General features: G+C 38.0%; 23 protein-coding genes. 13 read left to right on the forward strand and 10 right to left on the reverse strand.

The features are described 5' to 3' along the window. Positions 1-9 precede the first annotated feature (9 nt). Positions 10-453 (forward strand): Hsp20/alpha crystallin family protein, encoded by a 444-nt coding sequence (locus tag TSP02S_RS10110; protein ID WP_041083779.1) that lies wholly within the window; start codon positions 10-12, stop codon positions 451-453. Between the two features lie 44 nt (positions 454-497). Further along, the gene (locus tag TSP02S_RS10115) at positions 498-2,726 is read left to right on the forward strand and encodes an ATP-dependent Clp protease ATP-binding subunit (protein WP_041083781.1); all 2,229 of its coding nucleotides are present in this window, start codon (positions 498-500) and stop codon (positions 2,724-2,726) included. 6 nt (positions 2,727-2,732) lie between these two features. Here the strand turns inward: TSP02S_RS10115 and TSP02S_RS10120 are convergent, their stop codons facing one another. Continuing rightward, entirely contained in the window at positions 2,733-3,746 is a 1,014-nt protein-coding gene (locus TSP02S_RS10120; protein ID WP_232503710.1) for a LacI family DNA-binding transcriptional regulator, read from the reverse strand. A gap of 229 nt (positions 3,747-3,975) precedes the next feature. Here TSP02S_RS10120 and TSP02S_RS10125 point away from each other — a divergent pair, with 229 nt between their 5' ends. The 7 genes from TSP02S_RS10125 (at position 3,976) to TSP02S_RS10155 (ending at position 10,621) form a co-directional block, all read left to right on the forward strand. Then, positions 3,976-5,400: an L-fucose/L-arabinose isomerase family protein gene (locus TSP02S_RS10125; RefSeq protein WP_232503711.1), complete on the forward strand. Its 1,425-nt coding sequence runs from the start codon at positions 3,976-3,978 to the stop codon at positions 5,398-5,400. Positions 5,401-5,556: 156 nt separating this feature from the next. Continuing rightward, positions 5,557-6,348: an ABC transporter substrate-binding protein gene (locus tag TSP02S_RS10130; RefSeq protein WP_041083783.1), complete on the forward strand. Its 792-nt coding sequence runs from the start codon at positions 5,557-5,559 to the stop codon at positions 6,346-6,348. A 46-nt stretch (positions 6,349-6,394) separates the two neighbouring features. Next, entirely contained in the window at positions 6,395-7,138 is a 744-nt protein-coding gene (locus tag TSP02S_RS10135; protein WP_041083785.1) for an amino acid ABC transporter ATP-binding protein, read from the forward strand. Positions 7,139-7,209: 71 nt separating this feature from the next. Next, positions 7,210-7,821, forward strand: coding sequence for an amino acid ABC transporter permease (locus TSP02S_RS10140; RefSeq protein ID WP_198407752.1), 612 nt, complete (start codon positions 7,210-7,212; stop codon positions 7,819-7,821). Positions 7,822-7,836: 15 nt separating this feature from the next. Next, entirely contained in the window at positions 7,837-8,520 is a 684-nt protein-coding gene (locus tag TSP02S_RS10145) for an amino acid ABC transporter permease (RefSeq protein WP_052465441.1), read from the forward strand. Continuing rightward, positions 8,489-9,655 (forward strand): pyridoxal phosphate-dependent aminotransferase, encoded by a 1,167-nt coding sequence (locus TSP02S_RS10150; RefSeq protein WP_041083788.1) that lies wholly within the window; start codon positions 8,489-8,491, stop codon positions 9,653-9,655. Before TSP02S_RS10145 ends, TSP02S_RS10150 begins: the two co-directional genes overlap by 32 nt. A gap of 60 nt (positions 9,656-9,715) precedes the next feature. Beyond that, positions 9,716-10,621 (forward strand): dihydrodipicolinate synthase family protein, encoded by a 906-nt coding sequence (locus TSP02S_RS10155; protein WP_041083790.1) that lies wholly within the window; start codon positions 9,716-9,718, stop codon positions 10,619-10,621. Positions 10,622-10,630: 9 nt separating this feature from the next. Here the strand turns inward: TSP02S_RS10155 and TSP02S_RS10160 are convergent, their stop codons facing one another. Next, positions 10,631-11,458 (reverse strand): tyrosine-type recombinase/integrase, encoded by an 828-nt coding sequence (locus TSP02S_RS10160; protein ID WP_041083792.1) that lies wholly within the window; start codon positions 11,456-11,458, stop codon positions 10,631-10,633. Between the two features lie 290 nt (positions 11,459-11,748). On the opposite strand from TSP02S_RS10160, the gene TSP02S_RS10815 reads away from it, so the two are divergent. Further along, positions 11,749-12,783: an HD-GYP domain-containing protein gene (locus tag TSP02S_RS10815; protein WP_232503712.1), complete on the forward strand. Its 1,035-nt coding sequence runs from the start codon at positions 11,749-11,751 to the stop codon at positions 12,781-12,783. Positions 12,784-12,844: 61 nt separating this feature from the next. On the opposite strand, the gene TSP02S_RS10170 is transcribed toward TSP02S_RS10815, so the two are convergent. Continuing rightward, on the reverse strand, positions 12,845-13,438 hold the full coding sequence (locus TSP02S_RS10170) for a GNAT family N-acetyltransferase (protein ID WP_052465443.1): 594 nt from the start codon (positions 13,436-13,438) through the stop codon (positions 12,845-12,847). Between the two features lie 108 nt (positions 13,439-13,546). On the opposite strand from TSP02S_RS10170, the gene TSP02S_RS10175 reads away from it, so the two are divergent. Next, positions 13,547-14,032, forward strand: coding sequence for an adenosine-specific kinase (locus tag TSP02S_RS10175; protein WP_041083795.1), 486 nt, complete (start codon positions 13,547-13,549; stop codon positions 14,030-14,032). A gap of 17 nt (positions 14,033-14,049) precedes the next feature. Here TSP02S_RS10175 and TSP02S_RS10180 read toward each other — a convergent pair whose 3' ends face one another. Continuing rightward, on the reverse strand, positions 14,050-15,297 hold the full coding sequence (locus tag TSP02S_RS10180) for a hypothetical protein (RefSeq protein ID WP_041083797.1): 1,248 nt from the start codon (positions 15,295-15,297) through the stop codon (positions 14,050-14,052). 183 nt (positions 15,298-15,480) lie between these two features. Between TSP02S_RS10180 and TSP02S_RS11065 the strand changes: the two genes are divergently transcribed. Next, positions 15,481-15,648, forward strand: coding sequence for a hypothetical protein (locus TSP02S_RS11065; RefSeq protein WP_171816344.1), 168 nt, complete (start codon positions 15,481-15,483; stop codon positions 15,646-15,648). On the opposite strand, the gene TSP02S_RS10185 is transcribed toward TSP02S_RS11065, so the two are convergent. Then, positions 15,645-16,100, reverse strand: a complete 456-nt coding sequence (locus TSP02S_RS10185) for a flavodoxin domain-containing protein (protein WP_041083799.1) — start codon at positions 16,098-16,100, stop codon at positions 15,645-15,647. The genes TSP02S_RS11065 and TSP02S_RS10185 overlap by 4 nt on opposite strands. A gap of 98 nt (positions 16,101-16,198) precedes the next feature. Between TSP02S_RS10185 and TSP02S_RS10190 the strand changes: the two genes are divergently transcribed. Next, positions 16,199-17,308, forward strand: a complete 1,110-nt coding sequence (locus TSP02S_RS10190) for an MFS transporter (RefSeq protein ID WP_041083801.1) — start codon at positions 16,199-16,201, stop codon at positions 17,306-17,308. 14 nt (positions 17,309-17,322) lie between these two features. Here the strand turns inward: TSP02S_RS10190 and TSP02S_RS10195 are convergent, their stop codons facing one another. From TSP02S_RS10195 to TSP02S_RS10215, 5 genes are read right to left on the reverse strand one after another with little or no spacing between them, the layout of a single operon-like run. Beyond that, on the reverse strand, positions 17,323-18,201 hold the full coding sequence (locus TSP02S_RS10195; protein WP_041083803.1) for a hypothetical protein: 879 nt from the start codon (positions 18,199-18,201) through the stop codon (positions 17,323-17,325). Then, positions 18,195-19,973: a cobalamin B12-binding domain-containing protein gene (locus TSP02S_RS10200; RefSeq protein WP_041083805.1), complete on the reverse strand. Its 1,779-nt coding sequence runs from the start codon at positions 19,971-19,973 to the stop codon at positions 18,195-18,197. The genes TSP02S_RS10195 and TSP02S_RS10200 overlap by 7 nt, the downstream gene beginning before the upstream one ends. Next, positions 19,970-20,200 (reverse strand): hypothetical protein, encoded by a 231-nt coding sequence (locus tag TSP02S_RS10205; protein ID WP_041083808.1) that lies wholly within the window; start codon positions 20,198-20,200, stop codon positions 19,970-19,972. Before TSP02S_RS10205 ends, TSP02S_RS10200 begins: the two co-directional genes overlap by 4 nt. A 9-nt stretch (positions 20,201-20,209) precedes the next feature. Next, positions 20,210-21,046 carry a diaminopimelate epimerase gene (dapF, locus tag TSP02S_RS10210; protein ID WP_041084425.1) on the reverse strand — a complete coding sequence of 279 codons (837 nt, stop codon included), beginning with the start codon at positions 21,044-21,046 and terminating at the stop codon, positions 20,210-20,212. A gap of 29 nt (positions 21,047-21,075) precedes the next feature. Beyond that, entirely contained in the window at positions 21,076-21,984 is a 909-nt protein-coding gene (locus TSP02S_RS10215; RefSeq protein WP_041083810.1) for a diaminopimelate dehydrogenase, read from the reverse strand. Positions 21,985-22,035 lie beyond the last annotated feature (51 nt).

Consider the following 22,035-nt stretch of genomic DNA (forward strand, 5'->3'; position numbering starts at 1 on the left):
GGGGTCTTCATGTTGTTGGAAAGGCGTGAGGATTTCATGAAACCATTCAGAGAACTTCAACGTGAAATCGACAGACTCTTTGAAGACTTCTTCACTCCTATGACTCGCAGAAGTACAGTTTACTCGTATTTACCAGATATCGATGTTTACGAAACCGACGACTCGGTAGTAGTCGAAGTTGAAGTTCCAGGAATGGACAAAAAAGACTTTGAAGTAAAGGTTGAAGACGGTATCTTGAGAATCACCGGAGAAAAGAAGCTCGAGCGCGAAAAGGAAAACAGAAACTACAAAATTGTTGAAAGATGCTACGGAAAATTTGAAAGATCCTTGTCTTTGCCCGATTATGTCGATGCAGATAAAATCAAAGCAAAATACGAAAATGGTGTCTTGACAATATCTTTGCCCAAACGCGAAGAGAAAAAGGCTAAAGTAGTAGATGTGAAAATCGAGTAAAAGATGGGGCGGGCAACCGCCCCATTAATTTAGGAGGTGACATGATGCTGGACTTCAAAGACTACACAGAAAGTGCGCAGAGGGTTCTCACTTCTGTTCAAGATATCTTGAACAGATTTTCACAGAATCAAATGTCATCTGAGCATATATTGCTTGCAATTCTTGAAGATGGTGACAATGCAGCTGTAGATATCTTGAGAAAGATTGGTGTGAACATAGATGCTCTGAAAGATGAAACATCGTCTTTTGTGGCAAGGTATGGAATGAGGGCGGGAACTACTTCTCAACCGGGTGCCGTTGCACAGGTTTATATAACACCCGATGCAAGACATGTCCTTGAAGAAGCACGCAAAGAAGCAAGGCGAATGGGTGATGAGAAGGTAGGAACAGACCATTTACTTCTGGGCATGATACTCGCGCCAAGTTCAATGACTTACAGGTTGCTGTCAAGACAGGGAGTGACTCCAGACAAGGTATATGAAGCTATAAGAGAGCTTCGTACCAGCGGTAAAACTGCAGAAGACGAGAATGTCGATGTGCTTTTCAAATTCACAGAAGATCTCACAAAAATGGCAAAAGATGGAAAGTTATTACCGGTTGTTGGACGGGAAAAAGAGATTTTCAGAACTGTTCAGATTTTGGGAAGAAAATTCAAAAACAACCCTGTCTTGATAGGAGACCCTGGCGTTGGAAAGACGGCTATAGTTGAAGGACTTGCCCAGAAGATAATAAATGGTGATGTTCCGAGTTTTCTCAAAAACAAGAAAATCCTAAAGTTAGATATGGGTAGAATCATAGCCGGCACAAAGTTCAGAGGAGAATTCGAAGAAAGAATGAAGAAATTAATCGACGCCCTCAGAAAAAATGTTGGTCAATACATACTCTTCATAGACGAACTTCACACTGTAGTTGGTGCAGGTGCGGCAGAAGGTGCTGTCGATGCAGCAAATCTTCTTAAACCAGAACTTGCCCGCGGCGAGATGCAAGTTATTGGTGCAACTACTGTAAATGAATATAGAAAATACGTTGAGAAAGATAAAGCACTTGCGCGAAGATTTCAACCGATTCTTGTAGGTGAACCATCGATAGAAGATACTATAGAAATATTACGCGGAATCAAAAAAGAATTCGAAAAGCATCACGAAGTTACAATAACAGACGAAGCTCTGATCGCTGCGGCTCGCTTGAGCGCAAGGTATATCACAGATAGATTCCTACCAGATAAGGCAATAGATTTGATCGATGAAGCAGCATCTGCAATCAGGCTCCAAGGCAATAACAAAATTGTAAATGAAAATGAAATCGCCAAGGTAGTCGAGTTGTGGACTGGCATTCCTGTATCAAGAATGCTCGAATCAGAAAGAGAAAAACTCATGAACCTTGAACAACTATTACATAAAAGAATTATCGACCAAGATGATGCAGTCAAAATGGTTGCACAAACAATCAGAAAAGCAAGAGCCGGATTGAAAGATCCAAAAAGGCCAAATGGTGTATTCTTGTTTCTTGGCCCAACGGGTGTTGGTAAAACAGAGCTTGCAAAGGCTCTCGCAGAAGTCCTTTTTGGAAGTGAAGACGCTCTGATAAGAATCGATATGAGCGAATACACAGAAAAACACACAGTGAGTAGGCTAATCGGTGCTCCTCCAGGATATGTTGGTTACGAAGAAGGAGGTCAACTGACCGAACTGGTTAGAAGAAGACCATACAGCGTTATTTTACTGGATGAGATCGAAAAGGCACACCCAGAAGTGTTCAATGTGTTATTGCAAGTATTTGATGATGGAAGATTAACCGATGGAAAAGGAAACACCGTTGACTTTAAAAACACGATCATAATAATGACAAGTAATATTGCCAGCGAACACATATTAGATGCACTCGAAGATGGTTTGAGTGATCTAACTCAACTCATCGAAGAAGAGATGAGAAAACACTTCAAACCGGAATTCATAAACAGAATCGATGCAGCAATAGTCTTTAAGCCTTTGACAATTGAACACATGAAACAAATAGTAGAACTTCAACTTGAGAAGATCGCTAACCGTATCAAAGAACAAAATAGAAGCGTTGTCTTTACAGCACAAGCTAAGGAATACTTGGCAAAACGGGGTTATATCCCCGCATTGGGTGCAAGACCTTTGAAACGTGTTATAGAAAATGAAGTAGAAGCACCATTGGCAGATAAGATCATCTCTCAGGAATTCAAAGAAGGCTCAACGATAACTATCGATGCAGACGAATATGGAATCATATTTAAAGAGGGGCAATAAAGCCCCTCATATTTTTGCTACTGAATCACGTTCTATAAAATGTGCCTTTAAGACTGTCTTGTTGTTCTTTCCATTGTGCATAATTCTGTCCAGTAACAACGTTGCCGCTATTAGACCCATCTGTTCTGGTTCTTGCGCGACACATGTAATTGGTGGATCAAAGATTTGATTCCAATACGAATCATCAAAGCAAACAATCGATACGTCTTCAGGTACCTTGAGTCTTAGATCCTTTATCGCTTTCATAACTCCGAGCATCATTAAATTATTTCCCACGATCAATGATGTTGGCTTTTCTTTGAAAGAAAAGAGTTTTTTAGCGGCTTCATAGGCACCTTCTTGAGTAGATTTACCATCTAAGATCCATTCCTGCCTTACTTCTATTCCAAGTTCCTTGCACGCCTTAAGGGCGCCATTGAGCCTCATTCTGCCGGTGAAAGACCTTGATCTAAGTGTTATGATACCAACACTTTCATGGCCATTTCTGTGGAGATACTCAACGAGTTCTCTGACACCACCCTCGTTATCCGTTATCACATAACTTGTGTCGATATCAGGTACTATCCTGTCAAAAAATACCAATGGTATATTACTTTCCAAAACTTTTGCGTAGAGAGTTTTGTTTCCACCAGAATCAACAGGTGCTGCCAAGATACCCTCAACTCTTTGACCAATAAGAGTTCTGAGATTTTCTTCCTCATGTTCGGGATCTTCATCGGTTGAACACAAAAGTAAATGATAGCCAACTGGGTTAAAGACCTTTTCCATTCCCCTCACAATCTGAGCAAAGAACGGGTTTGATATATCAGGTATGAGCACACCTATGATTTTGGTTCTACCCTTTTTCAAGCCAGTAGCAGTCATATCAGGTGAATAACCCATTTGCTTTGCAACTTGAAGTATTTTCTGTCGCAACCCGTCACTTACTCCAGGTTTCCCATTCAAAGCCCTTGAAATAGTTGATACGTTAACACCAACAGTCTTTGCAATATCTTTGATTGTAACTTTCAGACAACACACCTCTTTTGCGCAGAATCTATAAAGTTACTTGTTCGATTCTATTGTACAACATCTTCAAAGTCAATCAATCGTAGATATCATCGAATTTCAGTGATTCAAAACAAGTATTTGAGAAAATCTCTCAATTTCTCATTTTTGCGTCGTTTTTCTTTGGTTGACTTTTTCTTTTGTTAGAGATATTCTCTTATTGTGATTTCGCAAACGAATGCGTTTCCATGTACTGAAAGGGGTGTTAATATTGAAAAGAAAAGTCGGTATTCTCACCTTCTCAGATGGCAGAGAATATGTTCACAAAGAACTGGTTCAGATTAACAAAAAATTCGAGGATGATCTTGCAAATGCTCTTGAATCAACAGGTGAAATAGAAGTCATAAGAGCAAACCAGATTGTTTATAAACCATCCATAGCAAAACAACAGGCTATCTTTTTGAGAGACAAAGGCGCCCAGATGACGATCTTCAATTACGCGGTCTGGGCTTTTCCACACTTCAGTGTGATTGCAAGTAAATTTGCCCCATCGCCATTTTTACTCTTTGGAAATATAAACCCCAAATACCCAGGTATGGTTGGAATGCTTGCCGCAGCTGGAGCACTTGATCAAGACGGGACGCAGACTCACAGAGTTTGGGGAGATATAAAACAAGATCGAGTTCTTAAACGAGTTCTCTCTTTTGTTAGAGCCGCTACCACAAAGAATATGCTCAGAGGTCAAAGATACGGTCTTTTTGGTGGAAGATCGATGGGTATGTACACTGCTGTACCAAATGTAGATCTCTGGAACAAACTTTTTGGAATAGACATAGAACACATTGATCAACTCGAAATTATTGAGAAAAGTAAAAAAATCTCAGATAAAGATGCAAAACACGCAAGAGAATGGCTTGAAAAGATGGTAAAAAAGATCCATTACGATGGAAAACAACTCACTCCAGAAAAATTGGAATTACAGATCAAAAGCTATTACGCAGTTAAAAAAATCTGTGAAGAATTCGAGCTTGACTTCACAGGTATAAAAGCTCAGCCAGAGTTGACAGAACATTTTGTGACCATGGATTTGACGGAAGCCTTTATGAACGATCCATACGATTGGGATGGTAAAAAAGAACCAATAGTTTGCGCAACTGAAGCGGATTCAGATGGAGCTTTGACAATGCAGATATTTAAATTAATTTCAAATCAACCAGTTCTGTTCGCAGATGTCCGACATTATGATGCTGGAAACGACTTCTTTGACTTGTGTAACTCTGGAGAACATGCAACGTTTTTTGCAGCAAAATCTTATGATCCTGCCGTGAATCTTGCGAAAGTAGAGCTTTATCCAGAGAGTTTTTACTTTCCAGCTGGCGGAGCCTCTGTTAGACACATTGCAGCACCTGGAGAGGTAACCCTTGGACGACTCACTCGGAAAGATGGCGAATATGTCATGACCGTAATAAAAGGAGAATTCTTAGATTTTGGTGAACAAGAAAATGAAGAAAAGGCAAAAAACACACAAATAGAATGGCCACACGCCTTTGCAAAACTCAAAATCTCAGCAGATGATTTTCTGGCAACATATAGTTCTAATCATATTCATGGAGTGTATGGGGATTATGTGGAGGAACTAAAACATTTTGCAGAATTGGCCAGAATCAAAATCAGAACTTATGTTTGATTTATCCTAAAGGGGGTGAGAAGGGTCTTCCAGGTGTTTAAAACTTTGATGTTCTTAAACGAGCAAAATTATGAAATATGAGACTTAATATCTTGCGCTGCCTAGTTTGAATAATTAACATTTATGAATTCAAAACCTAAGGAGGTGTACGACACTATGAAAAGGATTATCAGTTTGGTTGCCATCTTGAGTATTATTATGATTCCTGTTTTCCTATTTGCAGTAACAACATTAGAGGAAATAGTCAAGAGAGGCAAAATAATTGTAGCTACTGACATGACAGCTGTACCCATGCAATACAGAGACTCTTCTGGTAAACCAACCGGCTTCACAATTGAGTTGATGGAGCTTGCTGCCAAATATATGGGAGTACAGATTGAATGGCAGGACATGGCTTGGGAAAGTTTGATCCCTTCATTGTTGACTAAAAAGGTCGATATGATAGCTGCAAATATGTCTATGACTTTGACTAGATTGAAAACAATAAGGTTTTCTGAACCATTCTTTCTAACTGGTATAAGAGTTTTAGCAAGAAAGGACTCAAAGATGACTTATTGGAAAGATATTGCAGATCCTTCAGTAAAAATAGGTGCAACGATGGGTTCAGTACACGCCGACTATATCGAGAAACAACTTAAGAAAAAACCTTTCCTGTATGAAAACCTAGCAGAATGGCTTAACGATTTGAAAACAGGAAGAATAGACGCTGTTATGGATGACGAGATGCTTTGTATAGAACTTGTGAAAAATAATCCCGAACTCAAAATTCTCGAGGGCTATGTGCGTCCAGATACTTATGGGCTTGCGTTCAGACAAGATCAGGAATCGGATTCCCTGGTAAATTGGTTCAATTGGTTTATCAGATGGGTTAAATTAACTGGTGAATATGGAGAAATTTACAAGAAATATACTGGAATGGATTGGACCCCATCTCCCATAATTGATTGAGACACTCACTGAGGCGGGCCTAATTGCCCGCCTCATTTTCTTTCCAATGGAGGTGTCGCGTGTGGAATCAGTTGTCGAAATAATTAATCTAAATAAATTCTATGGAAAAAATCACGTGCTTAAAAATATCAATTTGCGGGTTGAAAAAGGCGATGTACTTGTTATTTGTGGACCAAGTGGGGCCGGGAAGAGCACTTTATTAAGATGTATAAATAGACTCGAGAATTTTGAAACAGGAACAGTGAGGGTGTTAGGAAGAGATGTTAAGATACACACGAATTTGATGTTCATCCGTAGAAACACGGGCATGGTTTTCCAACATTTCAACCTTTTTCCACATTTGACAGTCCTCGATAACATAATTACTGCACCAATACATGTCAAGAAAGTAGCAAAACACGAAGCTATTGAAAAAGCCAAAATGCTTCTTCAAAGGGTAGGATTGTCTGAAAAGCTAATGTCTTATCCTGACCAACTTTCTGGAGGAGAAAAACAAAGGGTGGCAATTGCAAGAGCTCTCGCAATGGATCCAGAAATCATGATGTTTGATGAACCAACATCGGCTTTAGATCCGGAAATGATAAAAGAAGTTCTCGACGTGATGATAGATTTAGCCAATGGAGGAATGACCATGATAGTAGTTACTCACGAAATGGGTTTCGCGAAACAGGTAAGCAACAAAATAGCGTTCATGGACAAAGGGGAGATTATCGAGTTCAATACCAAAGAATCTTTCTTTAGTAATCCAACGAGTCAAAGAGCGCGAGAATTTTTGAGCAAAATACTCTGATCCCGAATGAAAGGAAGAAGAAAACCATGATCTTTGATTTCAGAACTCTAGTTCAGTATTTACCAGATTTCATGGAAGCTCTTATAGAAACTCTGAAAATAGCAATAATAAGTTGTTTTTTTGCCATATTAATAGGTACGATAGCTGGATTTTTGAGTAACACAAGAAATAAGTTTTTTAGAACGTTGATTGCATTTTATACAGGGCTCATTAGGTCAACGCCATTACTTGTACAACTTTATTTTGTACATTACGGACTTCCTATCTTGAACGTTATGCCTACACGCTTCCAAAGTGCTGTTATAACATTTTCTTTAAACACAGGAGCATATGTTTCGGAAATCATAAGAGGAGGTTTGCAGTCAATAAATATAGGGCAATTCGAAGCTGCATATTCTCTTGGTTTTTCTAGATTCCAAACAATTCGATTGATAATATTTCCACAACTCTTTAGGATAGTTTTACCGCCTTTGATTAGTCAATTCTCTTATCTTATAAAAGATACAAGTTTAGCTGCTGTTTTAACAATTCCTGAGCTTACTTATATGGCAAGAAGAGCTGCTGCAACTACTTACAGACCCTTGGAATCTTTCATCCCACCAATGCTAATGTATTTTGCAATATATCTTGTTCTTAGCCTATCGTCCAACGGTTTAAAAAAGAAGTTATTTGGCAAGAAATGAGCAGGAGATGATCTGATGCAAAGTATACCGCTCATTCAACAAGTATTGCGTTTAGGAAGTGCATTCTTACAAAATTTGATACTCTTACCATTTACTCTGATTATGGGAATAGTCTTTGGATTTATAATTGCTCTTATTCGATACTACAGAATACCTGTATTATCTCAGTTTTCTGCTCTCGCAATTGAGGTTGTCAGAGGTTCACCGTTTTTGCTTTTAGTCTATGCTATTTATTTTGCTTTACCTTATTTTGGTATTGAACTACAAAGTTTTGAGACCGCAATTGTGGTTCTCACGATAACAAGCACTGCTTACTTATCAGAAGTATTCAGGAGCGGTCTTTTGGCAATAGACAAGGGACAGTTTGAAGCTGCAGATGCACTTGGAATGTCATTTTCAGACAAACTCTTTTTAATTATATTACCACAAGTTATTCGGATAACTCTTCCTTCAATAGTGGGACAAATAGTATTGACAATAAAAGATACATCCATAGTTTCTCTGATAGGCATGACAGAGATAGTTAGAACCTCAAGACAAATAATGCAAATAACTCTTGATCCTTTTACTGCCTTTCTTATTGTCGCGGGATATTTTGCGGTTGTTTGTTACCCACTAATATTAGTTTCAAGAAAACTGGAACAGAGAATGTTGGGAGGGAAAAAGAATGAATCAGCAGTTAGGCAGTTCAAAGCTTGAATATTTCAATCCCGATCCATTTTCATTTATCAGAGATTTACGCAAGAAACCATCTAGAAGTGAACTCATAGATCTTTCTATAGGCGCTCCAAATCGTCCAACACCCACTTGGATAATTGAAACAATGAAAACCGCATTGAATGAAACTTCGTACCATACATACCCACCACAAAATGGTTCACCCGAGCTTAGAAAGGCCATATCCGACTGGTACAATAAACGTTTTAATGTTGATTTAGATCCGGAGAAAAATATTTTGATTACAGTTGGCATCAAGGAGATTGTTTTTAACGCACTACAAGCACTGATAAATCAAGGAGATGTTGTCTTATTACCAGATCCAGGTTATCCAACATATTATGATGCTTCAAATTTTGCAGGAGCTAGAATACTAACTTATGATTCGAAAAAAAACTCACAAAAAATGCTTGAGGATATTGTAACGATACTGAATAAAAACAGAGTCAAGATAATAGTCATTAATTTCCCTTCAAACCCTGTTGGAACAGTAGTCAATCTGGAATTCTACAAAAAACTGTCTGCTGTTGCTGAAGATTATTCTTGTATTGTGATCAGCGATATACCTTATTATGAGATAACATTTAACAATTCTATAGCACCAAGCTATTTACAAGGAAACTTATCCCTTAGAAATGCGATCGAGTATTTTGCTTTCTCAAAAACTTACAATATGGCTGGATGGAGAATTGGAGCAGTTGTAGGTGATGAAAAAATCATTGATCTTCTCAAACTTTTTAAATCGAAGATCGACTCAAATGTTTTCTATCCAATCCAACTAGCTGCGGTCTCCGCGTTAAATAACACACCACAAGAATATTATGAAGATCTTCGAAAAGAGTATAAACTTAGAAGGGATACAATCGTCAATTATTTAGAGAAATCTGGATTGAATTTTCATATGCCTGATGGTGCAATGTATGTATGGGTCAAAGCACCTCAGAATGAGACTTGTTGGTCTTTTGTCGAGAAATTATATCTAAATACAGGTGTCTTAACAGTTCCGGGTATAGCCTACGGTCCTTCTGGAAAAGATCAAATAAGATTGGGGCTGGTTCAAGAAGTTGACATTTTAAAAGAAGCTGGCGAACGTATCTTAAAATACCTCTCAAAATAACAAAAAACTTGAAGGAAATCAAGATCGATATATTAAGATAAGAAAAGAGGAGGTTCAACAATGAAAAAACTCTCTGGTGTGACTGTAGCGGCTTTGACGCCATTGACAGAAGATGGAACACGAGTTGACCATGGAGCAATAAATGAATATGTCGATTTTCTCATTCAAAAAGGCGTTCATGGCATCTTCGCTCTTGGTACGACAGGTGAAGGTTTGCTTTTAACAGTGGAAGAAAGAAAAGCGGCATTGGAGAGCTTCATCAAAGCTGTTAATGGTAGAGCTATTCTCATAGCGCATTGTGGTGCTCTTAGGATTGAAGAAGTAAAAGAATTATTGGATCATGCAAAATCATCTGGTGCAGATGGCGCTGCAATAGTATCACCTTTTTACTATAAATATCGTTCAGATGAGATCATTGAGTTTTTCTCAAGAGCCACGGAGAGTGTGAAAGACTTTCCAATATATCTTTACAATATACCTGGTCTGACCGGAAACTGGATAACTTCAAAGATGGCAAATCAAATTTGCAAGAAAAATCCCAATATCATTGGTATCAAAGATAGCAGTGGAGATTTATTGCATGTACTTTCTTTGATAAATGATACTCCTCAAGATTTCGAAGTAGTTGTAGGTTGCGATAGAGCTTTTTTGACTGTACTTCAAATGGGTGCAAAAGGTTGTGTTTCAGGTCCCGCAGCAGTTTTCCCCGAATTTTTTGTAAAACTGTACGAGCAATTTAAAAGAGGCGATGTCGAAGGAGCAAGACAAACTCAAAGAAAACTCACAAAGGTTTCACTTGCTTTAGGAGATGGAGCGAGTATCCCAATGCTCAAAACAGCACTCAAATGGCGTGGCTTGAAAATGGGAGGGTGCAGAACGCCGCTGAAACTGTTGGAGAAATCCGAACAAGAACAATTTAAAAACTCCATGGATAGAATTTTAGAAGAAGTAGATCTGAATTGGTGAAAAGCGGGCTCAGTAGCCCGCTTTTTTGAGACTTTCTTTCATATCATTGATAGTAACCCTTAGATATCTTTCCGTAGTAGCAAGGCTTGCATGACCCAGGAATTCTTGAACAATTCTCAAATTGACACCTTTTTTGAGAAGGACAGTTGCAGCCGTATGTCGTAAGGTATGAGGTGAAATGTTTTTGATGTGAGCTTTTTTTGCTAATTGTTTGAGTAAATAAGCTACTCCATGAATTGATAGAGGTTTACCAGTATTGTTTTTCAACAAATAATCATCTTCCGATAAGCAGGATATGATTCTGAATATGTAAGACTTTAATTTACTCGGTACAGGTACAACTCTCATTTTCCGTCCTTTGCCATTTATCAATATATAATCTTCTTTTAGATTGATATGAGATACTTTCAGCGAAATCAGTTCGCTCACCCTCAATCCAGCAAATCCACCAAGTCCAACTATGAGAACTAATCTGTAATCTTTGTCAAACATCCTTGTCGCAACTTTCCATAACTTTGAGAATTCTTGTTCTGAAAGGGCTTTTGGTATACTAAAGGATCTTCCTTTTATTCTGAGTTTATCCTTTAGTTTTAACAAAAGATGAGGATGAGTCTCTTCAAGAAATCTCCTGATCGCTGAATAATACAAATTGACAGTTGCTGGTTTGTGCCCATCCGCAACTTTTCGTGCCCAGGATAATATACTCTCTTCATCGATTACATCTATATCCTGGAGTAATTTTTTTATCACCGACAAATAAGCAGTAACTGTAAGTGAGCTTAGTTTTTGAGTTCTCAAGATCGTTTCAAACCTCTCAAACAAATCAGATTTGTCCATCTTTTGACATAACCTCCTCCTGCAGAAAACTTTTTTCTGTGTAAAAAATGTCTGCTCAAGACAAGCATAATATTCTAAAACAAAATTCACTATTAACTTTAAAAAAAGGAAAAAATGATGTATCTAAATAATGATGATTATTGATAGTTATACTGTTAATTTTAATGCGCTCTTGGCGCGTTTTTATCATCAGATTGATTTTTATACTCAATTATAGCTCAACTCCAGGTTTGTTTTCAATCTGCGATAGTAACCTTACCCAATGAATATCTATGTTCCAAAACATCATTTTGAAGAGAATATCAATAATCATCATTCTTTTTATGGTTATATTTGGACGAAAGGAGATAGTCATGAAAATCGTTTTTCTCGGTAAAAACCACGATTTTGAGCAGATACTTAAATCTTACCGTGATGCGAATCATACCCTTGTTCTTATTAAAAACATTAAGGATGCTTATGAATTTTTCCACCAACACTCAAAATCCTGTAGATTAGTCGTAATCGATTCGAATTCACTGAATAGTGATTATTTTCCACTAATTCAGCTAATTAGAAAGAACTCTTCGTCCTTTGTAAACCCTTATATAGTTATAATAGATAACACTAAAAGCAACTTGGCATTGAAAATTGGCGCTGATGCAATTTATGATCAATTACCAGATGAAAAGGAATTGAATTTACTTCTCCAAAATGTGCAATTTTCGCTGAATTTAGATGCCATCATAGAGCATGCGGTGAATATGATGCAAATCAAGGACAATCCTACCTTTGAACACTGTAGGAGTACAGCAAAGATTTCCTCAGCACTCGCTAGTTTATATCTTCAATCCCTTGCCAAAAAAGATATAGAATGGCACAGAAATTTGAAGATAGCAGCATTATTACACGATACAGGAAAAATACTTGTTCCTGAATCTATTTTACAGAAGCCAGCCAGGTTAACCGACGAAGAATTCAAAATGATGAAAAATCATACAAAATTGGGCAGTGAGTTATTCAGAAAGGTTTCAGATATCTCTTCAAAAGAAGTATTTTCTATGTGTGCCAAGGTGTGTCTTTATCATCACGAAAAATTTGATGGCACTGGTTATCCAGAGGGCTTGAAGGGTGATCAAATACCATTAGAAGCCAGAATTGTATCGATAGCCGATGTCTTTGATGCACTTACATCGAACAGACATTACAGAAGCGCTTACACATTTGAAAAAGCTTTTCAAATCATGAAAGACGATGAAAAAGGGCATTTTGACCCCAAATTACTCGATTTGTTTTTAAACAACGCGGATTTATTCTATCAGATGAAATTAGAAAGTGAGTTGTGAAAGATCTCTTGGAGTATACAAAAATGAAATGAACGCTGTTTTTCTATCATTCTGATTATTTTTACAAGGGAATCTCAAATGACATCCTCTCAAAATGAAATTCACTATGAGCAAATTTGATCTTTCCTTCACCAATCTTTTCAAAACCCACTTTGCGATACAGAGCTTTTGCAGGTTCATTTTGTTTTTCAACATCGAGCATTATTTTTTTACACCCTTGTTGTTTTGCAATTTCAAAGGTATACTCAATGAGCTTTCTACCTAAACCCATCGATCTAAACTTTGGATAGACTGCTATATTGCTCAGATAAAACTCGCCTTTTGAATGTTTACCCAAGACACGGTTGATTTTAATCAAGGTTAAAAGCCTCCAAAAGCCTATTTCTTTTAATATCAATCTTCCTGTGTTGATCCTGCAAATTCTTGCGTAGTCGTAAGAGTAACCAACTATCACTCCAAAGATCTCTTTCTCAACCAATCCAAACCATGTACATTCGTGACTGAAAAGGTTTTTTGGCTGAAGAAAGAGCTTTTGGAGCATCTGATTAACTTGTTTCCCAAAGGCATTTTCAAGAAAATCTTTGCCTGTCATGAGAACAAGCTGGACAAAATCATTGGCATTAAACCTATCTGCTTTGATAAGTTCTGTATACAAGAAATTTTCCCCCGTGAAGAGTATACTCTTTTAGTAGAGTTTACAGATTCAACGAAGGTTTTGTACGTTATAGAATAGAAATAACAAAGAAGCCTTGGAGGTGGTTGAATGAATTTGGAAATCGTTCAAATTGATATTCCAGAGGGTGCGAATGTCATAATAGGGCATTCTCATTTCATCAAAACTGTCGAAGATTTATATGAAGTAATAGTGACTACAAATCCAAATATGAAATTTGGTCTTGCATTTAATGAGGCAAGTGGTCCATGTTTGATAAGATACGAAGGTAACGACCAAAAACTAATCGACACAGCAATTGAGAATGCAAAAAGAATTGGCGCTGGGCATCTATTTGTTTTGGTGATTAAAGATGGATATCCAATCAACATACTCAATCAGATAAAGAACACCCAAGAAGTCTGTAGAATCTTTGCTGCTACTGCAAATCCACTTCAAATAGTAGTTGTACAAACAGACCAAGGGAGAGCAGTTCTCGGTGTTGTAGATGGCTTTTCAGTCAAAGGTGTAGAATCAGAGAAAGATAGAGAATGGAGACATAACTTTTTAAGACAGATCACAAAGTACAAAAAATAGCTGGCTAATGCCAGCTATTATCTTACTTTCACAAGTAAGATATCTCCGCCACCATGTGATCTTGCTCTCAGGCCGGCGACATACGAATAAGACACACCTGCAACAAGATATCCATCACCAGAGACCTGCAAGGCATAGGCAATTTCATCCATATCATCGCCAAGACATTTTTGCCAAACAAGATTCCCTTTTTTGTCTGTCTTGATTAACCAATAATCACTTCCACGGTGCTTTTGAACTATATCACCGTCATCAGACCACGTCGTACCAATTAAGACATATCCATCGTCGGTCTCAATTAATTTCTGTGCTATATCATCAGAGCTCCCACCATATGTTTTCAAAAACTCCTGATTGCCATCTATATCGAATTTTGTCAGCACAAAATCACCCATACGAGATTCACCTGTTATTTCCTTAGACCAACTCACTCCGCAAACTGCAAAACCTCCATCTTTCGTTGAAATAATGTTAGTTGCCTGATCCCAATCACTTCCTCCAACAGTTTTTTGCCACAGAAGTTCACCCATTCGTGAAATTCTCACAAACCACATATCAGATGAGCCATTGTTGAATATATCTCTGTCGTGAGATTTTGTCATACCAACAACAACATAGCCATCTTGTAATTTTGTCAAACCAAAGGCTGTGTCCCAGTCACTCCCACCAAAAGTCTTATCCCACAAAACATTTCCTTGATAGTCTGTTTTGATGACCCAAAAATCTTCAGAGCCATTAACGGTTGTATATCCTGCAAGAACATAACCGTCATCTTCGATTACGTCAAAAGCCGTCTCATAACCCTTCGTTCCATAACATTTTTTCCATTCAAGATTTCCTTCGCCGTTATACTTCAAAAGCCAAATATCCTGTCCACCAAACTGTGAGGGAAAGTCACCATCTTGAGAGTCACTGATTATCGTCACAACAAAACCCCCATCTTTCGTTGCTTTAACACAAATCGCGCCATCAGTGCCACTGCCACCGAGTTCCTTTTGCCATAACAATTTTCCATCTTTTGACAGTTTAATCACCAGAGCATTTTGATCACCATATTCTTTCAATGAACTGGTCCATCCAACAACAACGATCCCATCTGAAAGTACAGTCATATTGTAAGCTATGTCCCTTGAGATCTTTCCTATAAACCCAAGCCATTGGATACTGTCTTTTTTGGTAGATCTCTCATATGGAATGGCAAAGATCATCAATATCACGAATATTCCCGTGATTATCGCAGTCCAAAGTGGAGAAACCTTTCCCATAAAATCACCCCTTTACAATAATAACTCACCAAAAATTTTTGTACCCTTTTATCAAAATTCCTTACATAAAGCTTATTATTATTGAGATATATTTTATATATAAAATCACAACCTCAAAAATATTCAAAAGACACTTGACAATTTTTAAATACCATGATAAACTTTTTCTCGGAGGTGGGAATCATGTTGGAGTATTTAATAGCAAAGGCAAGGCTTGATGAACTACTAAGAGAAGCTGAGGCCGAGAGAACACTCAAACAGGCAAAAAAGCAAATCAAGGTTATCAAGGGATCAAACGTAGAGGATCAAAAGGCTGATGAACACTCAAAACGCTCGAAGGTTCGTGTTTAAATCAACAAATTCCGCGCGAACTCATCTATTTTTTCAACTCTCACACCAAGCCGTGGCTTGGTATTTTTTTCAATATTCTTGAGTATAAACCTGTATAGAAAATTCATTCTTTGGTAGTTCAGCTCACCTCCGAAGAAATCCTTTACTTTGACCATGTTTAGAAAATCTTTGTCAAAATTACTGTTCAAATATCGATCAAACTGTTCACTGAGCATACACAAGTAGATGCCAAGTTTTTTATTTTTCAGTGCTTCTAAATTCTGTGTGGTGAATTTTCTAATCTTTTTGCTCACATGACCAGCATGAACATAACTACCTATTACCACACAGTCATAGTCTTGAAGGTTCGGCAACTTTTGCTTTGAAATATTCACCAAATCAACGTTTCCGAGTTTTTCGGCGAGTAATTTCGCACATTTTTCAACCGTCCCTGTGTATGAATCATAAACAATGAGAGTTTTCGTATAATCACCTCCACAGCAATTATACTCTTCAAATTAGTTAATGTTATAATCTTTACGATTACATGTTGCTCAAAGAGGGGTTATCGATGTTTCTTGTTTCCTGCGCTCTTGAAGCATTGGTGTATTCAGTCATGGCTTGCTCCACACTTATGAGCCAGTATTTTGCCTTTTCGGGGTTTTCCCCACTTCAATTAGGTGTAATTATGGCTCTGTCTCCATTGACTTCGATATATGCCAATTACATATATTTTGGTGTTGCAGCTAAATTTTCTATCAGAAATGTTGTAAGGTTTTTTTCTCTTTTCGGTTGTGTATCTCTCTGGTTCGTATTTCTATTCAGAGGTTTTCCTATGAAATTCCTTTTCATGACTATCTTCACCTTTTTTCAAGGTGCGTTACTTCCTTTGATCGAATCTGCTATGATTGAATACTCACACAGTTCATCTCTATCGTACAACAAAATAAGAATCTGGGGGACCATTGGGTATACAATCACTGCATTCGTTGCGGGTAGGGTTGTCAGATCTGGTTTTCTATGGCTTTTTGTAATCTTTTCAAGTATTTTGCTGATGATAAATATCCTCTCCAAGCAACTTCATCAAAAGACCACAGAACGTCAAAAAACGAAACTTGGAACTGTGGATAAAAAATTCCTATTACTCTTTGCTATAATCACGGCATGCGTGGGGTTCAATTTGTTCAACAGCGTTTTTCTTCCAGTTGTAGTTAAAGAAAGATCGTACGACCTATCATTAGTAGGTACAACACTGTCCTTAATGGCTCTTAGTGAATTACCATTTCTCTTAAACGCTGAAAGAATCCGAAAAAAGCTGACAAGTAAGATACTTTTTCTGACTGGTATCTTTGTAGTCGGCTTGAGACTGATTCTTGTACCATTGAGCTGGTCGCAAATGAGCCTTGTGTTCATTCAAATGCTTCATGGATGGACTTTCATAGTGATCTATTATTCAGCCATTCATCTGATGAGAGAAAATCTCAAAGGCCAGGCACTTTTATCCACCCAGGCACTTTTCTGGATAGCCCTTCAAGGCATAGGTCCATTAATAGGCTCAACGGTTGGTGGAATCGTTGTAGAAAACATAGGAACAAATAATGGATATCTCTTCTTTGGAATCTTATGCATAGGTATAGCAATTTATGCAGTCTATTTTTTCAAGACGCACTTTCACACATAAACTCTTTCAACGATTCATAGTTTTGCAAGAAAATCACATAAAATATTTTCTTCCTTGTTCACATCTATACAAACAACATCAAGTTCCTCTTTTAGTTTTGTTACCACCTCTGATATATCTATTTTCGAAAGCTGATATCCTTCAACTCGCCTTTCTGGATAACATGGATTGATTGTCACACACAGCAATTCAGGTTTTCTTTTTACAGCAATATCCATCTTTTCTAACAATTCTTCCAATTTCTTATAATTGTCTGCGAGAATTAAATGTATTGGTGATTCCACCAACAAAGATTTATCTGAATTCGACTGCAGTTTTTCAACACTGACAAAGCCTGGTAGCGATACCCTGTTTTTGTCATCTGCCTTTGGTAATAGAAAGGCCTTGACCATTAACCTTGCTTCAGCGACAAGTTCATTTAAATTTATAGTTCTTGCAGCTCCAGTTGCTATAATTACATAATCCACATATTGAAAAGGCACCATTCTGTTTATAGCTCCATCAACCACCAAAAAATCTAATTCATAAGATTGAAGTTTTTTCAAAACACTAAAAAGATCGTCGCTCGAATTAGGACCAACAAGCACAACTGTCCCAAGTTCTTTTACTCTGTACACGGATATACTTCCCATTGGAGTTTTAAGGGACAATCTCTCAAGTAATTCCATCTTTGCTGTCGAATGACGTGCCGCCTCTTCACTTGTTATCACCAAAGTCCCCTCATCAACGATGACCTTGGGCTTGGGTAATCCCGTAACATGATCAAGATCTTCACCATCAAAACCAATACTCGTTATCGCTAAATTTTTATTGTTCAAACACTTGAGAACGGCGTTCAATGCCGTTGTTTTACCAGTGTTTTTGGCCGTTCCAAGAATTCCAATGGTCAACATTTTTTCACCGTTCCCCTGCCTGCTCTGCCTGGGTTTGCTCCTTCTTCTTTAGTTCCAAAGAAACCTTCGTACAATGAAGCCACAAAATCACCGCGTTCGGCAACCTTTTTTAAGGTATTGTAGATACCTTCTTTTATCATTTTCGCGTATTCAAGAGCTTGTTTCGTTGGCTCTATCCTTGTCTTTCCGAAAAACCTGAATGCATCGGCGATGGCTCTTAAACTATCTATTCTGGCAGAAGTCGTTATGGCACCTCGTGCATATGCTTCGTCCGTTGAAGATACAGTTATCGCGTCGAGCTCGAGCGACTTTCCAAGGGCTGCGTGAAGGGCTGTTGTCATAGCCGATTGTACCCTATCTTCTGTATGAGTCATAAAACCAATTGGTTCCCCAGGCCATATTGGAGCATCGATGATATCTCTCAAAGCCAATATCTTACCAACGTTATAATCCACATAATTATCTTCCATGTACTTATTTATAATGGCATCGGGCGAATAACAGAACAGCGGTTTTAAGATAGGCTTCGCACCGAGCTTTACACCAAGATATGCCACGACAACCATTCCTGCAAATGCCTTTGGTGCAGGAACCCCCCCGAGTTCTTCGTTCGTCGGCAAATCAAAGGGCATGTTGAACATCGCGGCGAGTTTTATAGAATAAAATCCATCTACAGTCAATCTCTCTGGATCTGTCCCGCCATTGAGTGAACCATAGACCATGTTGATCTTTGTCAGATCAGCTCCAGCTTCATGTGCGAGTAGAACTGTTTCAGGAGTATTCACACCTCTATGTGCTCTGACACACCATAATGTTGAATCACTCAAGGCAGATTTTATAAGTTTGAGATTTTCAAGAGTTATTATTGAACCGTCCTCTTCGTGCGCCAATAATCCTTCAAGTAATCCTTCACATCTTGCACCCCAAGATGGATCAAAATGTAAAACTCCGTCTGCGCCCCATGCTTCACTGATTTTTATATGCATTGCATCCATGAATGGACATCCTGTACCATACTGCACAAAGACCATAGGTTTTTCAGTAGTATGACGAAGTATCTTTGGTGCATAAGAAGTTTTTTTAATCAATTCGTTGAGCTTATCAATTTCTTCTTGTGTTATTAACCTCACATGTTTTGGAGTGATCTTTTCTCTATAATAAGATCTGACAAGATCATCACACAGCTTTATATAATCATCCCAGAGATTTTCACCCCTTAGAATTCTTTCTCTGATCTTGGCTCTTTCGACTCCTGGGCTTGTTCTTTCAGACGCCCATTGAATTATCTGATCAGTTATCATCTCAAGAAGATCGATGAATGCACTATCTTTGATCTGATAAGTATATCCTTGTGTAATATCTTTTTTGATTTTCTTTATTCTCTCTCCTTCTGTTGATAATTCTTTACCTTCGACATAAGCAACCACTTCTTCCCAACGTGTTTTTTCTCCAAAACCAGCATCATAACCAAGCTCTGCTGCCAATTCTTTGGTTATTGCCTTTCCACCTACAACAACTTTGCACTTTTTTCTCAATCCAGCTGCATCGACAAGATCTATGAACCTTCCCAAAAGTTCCGCAGCGTTGTAACCGAGTGTTCTACTAACCATTATGTAATCTGGCACTTCTTTTTGACATATCTCGATTATTTCCTCCATCTTCATATCTGGTGGCAACAAAATAGTATGATGACCTCTTTGGGAAAATTCTCTGTTTAGCATTTTCACAGCAACATCATGAACAGGATCTAACGGTACAAGGACTATCTTCATTTTTCATCGCCCCCATCTGCCCAACCATATCTATCACCAGGTCTGTACACATACGCTCTCAATCTAATCCTCGCAGCAAAACCATTGTGTTCGATGAATACCACATCGACATCCTTAAAGCCGAATGACTTCATCATCTGAATACCAAGATCCCTTGCCTTTTGCTCAGATTCTGCGAGCAATGTTGTTTCAACATCCACAGCATCTATAATATGTTTCTCAATCATTCAATCACCTCACTCCTTCAATGCATCTTCTAAAATATATCCCTGCGCTACAAATTTTGCATCACCCTCTAAATAAACATTCTTCAGAAAAGATGAAACCTTTTCAAATCCAACTTTTAACTTTCCCCCTCTTGCTTTAACCAAAACCGGTGGATAAACTTTCGAAAGAAGATGAGATATCACACAAGAAGCAATCGAGCCAGTTCCACAAGCGAATGTTTCATCCTCGACACCACGTTCATAAGTTCTTACGATTATTTCATTCTTATCTGAGATCTTCACAAAATTCACATTTGTTCCTTTGGGGAAAACATTCAAATTGTACCTGACTTTTCTCCCAAGATCCCTTAACAAGTCGTCATTCATGGATTCAACATCTTCTCTATAAATAACTGCATGTGGAACACCCACGATTGCAAAATGATATTCAATTTCGCCAAAACCAAAATCATTTTTTTGATTCAATTTGAATACATCTACGCTCAAATCCGGAAAAATCACTCGCACATTTTCCCCAACTATTAAAGCCTCGTGTATACCTGAAATGGTTTCAAACTTCATTTTTTCTTTTGCAACACCCAAAAGATATGCAAATTTTGCTATGCATCGAGCGCCATTACCACACATTTCACCTTCACTACCGTCTGAATTGAAATACCTCATTTTAAAATCTACTTTATCGGAATCTTCGAGAATCATCAAACCATCTGCGCCTATAGATTTTCTCCTGCGACAAACCAGTCTCACAAATGTGGAAATCTCCAGATTCTTTAGAACACCTTTTCTATTGTCTATAACTATGAAATCATTACCAGCTCCATTCATTTTCACAAATTCTATCTTCATCAAAACTCTTCAACCTCCAATATCTAAAATTACAATAACCTGCAAAGTAAATCATCTTTTTCACCACAAAGAAAATCAATAACAGGTATTTCGAGTAATGTATAACATCCAGGCTTTTGTTTCAAAGTAGCTCTTGCCGCCCCAACCATCACCTGTGCAGTCGCTGCGGGATTGTTCACCCACATGTGAAATTCCATCCTTTGATTGCACACCTTGCCCGAAGTTCCTTTACGTTCTATCTTTACACAGTGCCCCATATCCACCAATTTACTTACGTCATCTACTTGATTTATATGAAGCTCGTCATGTGAAAAATAAGGATCTTCCGCTATCTTCTTTGCAACATCTGCAAAATCATATCCTTCTTCTAATTGAACATAAACAAGCCTTGAATGCATTCCCATACCCTTTGGGCAAGTAATAGAAATCGCATCTTTGACACCTTCAATACGTTTCACAGCCACGGTATGTCCCATACTCATACCAGGTCCGAAATTTGTCCAGGTAATACCTTTTGGTGCTATCATCTCAAAAACTACTCTTATGATTGAATCAGAACCTGGATCCCAGCCAGCAGATATGATCGAGACAGAACCACTCTCCTTTGCAATACTATCAAGATCCTTCTTTAGTCTCAAAGCGCCTTCTGCACCATGGATATCGTAGGCATCAACAGTGTTTATACCTCTTTTTAAATACTGAGATGCAACACTTGGTACAGCTCTACTATCAATCGCTAAGATAGCCACATCGGGCTTGGTTAAGTCTTCAACATTATCAGTCACTGGTATTTTCCTAAATTCTTCTCTGAGTGATTTAATTCTCTCTGGAATCTCCACTATGCCAACTAATTCCATATCTTCACTTTGAGAAACACAGTCAAAAACAGCATGTCCAACATTACCCATGCCAACGATTACAACTTTCGCTTTGTTCATTGATTGATTCTCCCTTCTAAAAAAGCGAAGGTAGATTTGTCCACCTTGTAA

This window comes from Thermotoga profunda AZM34c06 (genome assembly GCF_000828675.1).
In the GTDB taxonomy this organism is placed as follows: Bacteria; Thermotogota; Thermotogae; order Thermotogales; family DSM-5069; genus Pseudothermotoga_B; species Pseudothermotoga_B profunda.

Coding starts and splice junctions, on each gene's coding strand:
- TSP02S_RS10110 (WP_041083779.1), top strand. CDS start 10: ATGTTGTTGGAAAGGCGTGAGGATTTCATGAAACCATTCAGAGAACTT.
- TSP02S_RS10115 (WP_041083781.1), top strand. CDS start 498: ATGCTGGACTTCAAAGACTACACAGAAAGTGCGCAGAGGGTTCTCACT.
- TSP02S_RS10130 (WP_041083783.1), top strand. CDS start 5,557: ATGAAAAGGATTATCAGTTTGGTTGCCATCTTGAGTATTATTATGATT.
- TSP02S_RS10135 (WP_041083785.1), top strand. CDS start 6,395: ATGGAGGTGTCGCGTGTGGAATCAGTTGTCGAAATAATTAATCTAAAT.
- TSP02S_RS10140 (WP_198407752.1), top strand. CDS start 7,210: ATGGAAGCTCTTATAGAAACTCTGAAAATAGCAATAATAAGTTGTTTT.
- TSP02S_RS10145 (WP_052465441.1), top strand. CDS start 7,837: ATGCAAAGTATACCGCTCATTCAACAAGTATTGCGTTTAGGAAGTGCA.
- TSP02S_RS10150 (WP_041083788.1), top strand. CDS start 8,489: ATGAATCAGCAGTTAGGCAGTTCAAAGCTTGAATATTTCAATCCCGAT.
- TSP02S_RS10155 (WP_041083790.1), top strand. CDS start 9,716: ATGAAAAAACTCTCTGGTGTGACTGTAGCGGCTTTGACGCCATTGACA.
- TSP02S_RS10160 (WP_041083792.1), bottom strand. CDS start 11,458: ATGGACAAATCTGATTTGTTTGAGAGGTTTGAAACGATCTTGAGAACT.
- TSP02S_RS10175 (WP_041083795.1), top strand. CDS start 13,547: ATGAATTTGGAAATCGTTCAAATTGATATTCCAGAGGGTGCGAATGTC.
- TSP02S_RS10180 (WP_041083797.1), bottom strand. CDS start 15,297: ATGGGAAAGGTTTCTCCACTTTGGACTGCGATAATCACGGGAATATTC.
- TSP02S_RS11065 (WP_171816344.1), top strand. CDS start 15,481: ATGTTGGAGTATTTAATAGCAAAGGCAAGGCTTGATGAACTACTAAGA.
- TSP02S_RS10190 (WP_041083801.1), top strand. CDS start 16,199: ATGTTTCTTGTTTCCTGCGCTCTTGAAGCATTGGTGTATTCAGTCATG.
- TSP02S_RS10195 (WP_041083803.1), bottom strand. CDS start 18,201: ATGTTGACCATTGGAATTCTTGGAACGGCCAAAAACACTGGTAAAACA.
- TSP02S_RS10200 (WP_041083805.1), bottom strand. CDS start 19,973: ATGAAGATAGTCCTTGTACCGTTAGATCCTGTTCATGATGTTGCTGTG.
- TSP02S_RS10205 (WP_041083808.1), bottom strand. CDS start 20,200: ATGATTGAGAAACATATTATAGATGCTGTGGATGTTGAAACAACATTG.
- dapF (WP_041084425.1), bottom strand. CDS start 21,046: ATGAAGATAGAATTTGTGAAAATGAATGGAGCTGGTAATGATTTCATA.
- TSP02S_RS10215 (WP_041083810.1), bottom strand. CDS start 21,984: ATGAACAAAGCGAAAGTTGTAATCGTTGGCATGGGTAATGTTGGACAT.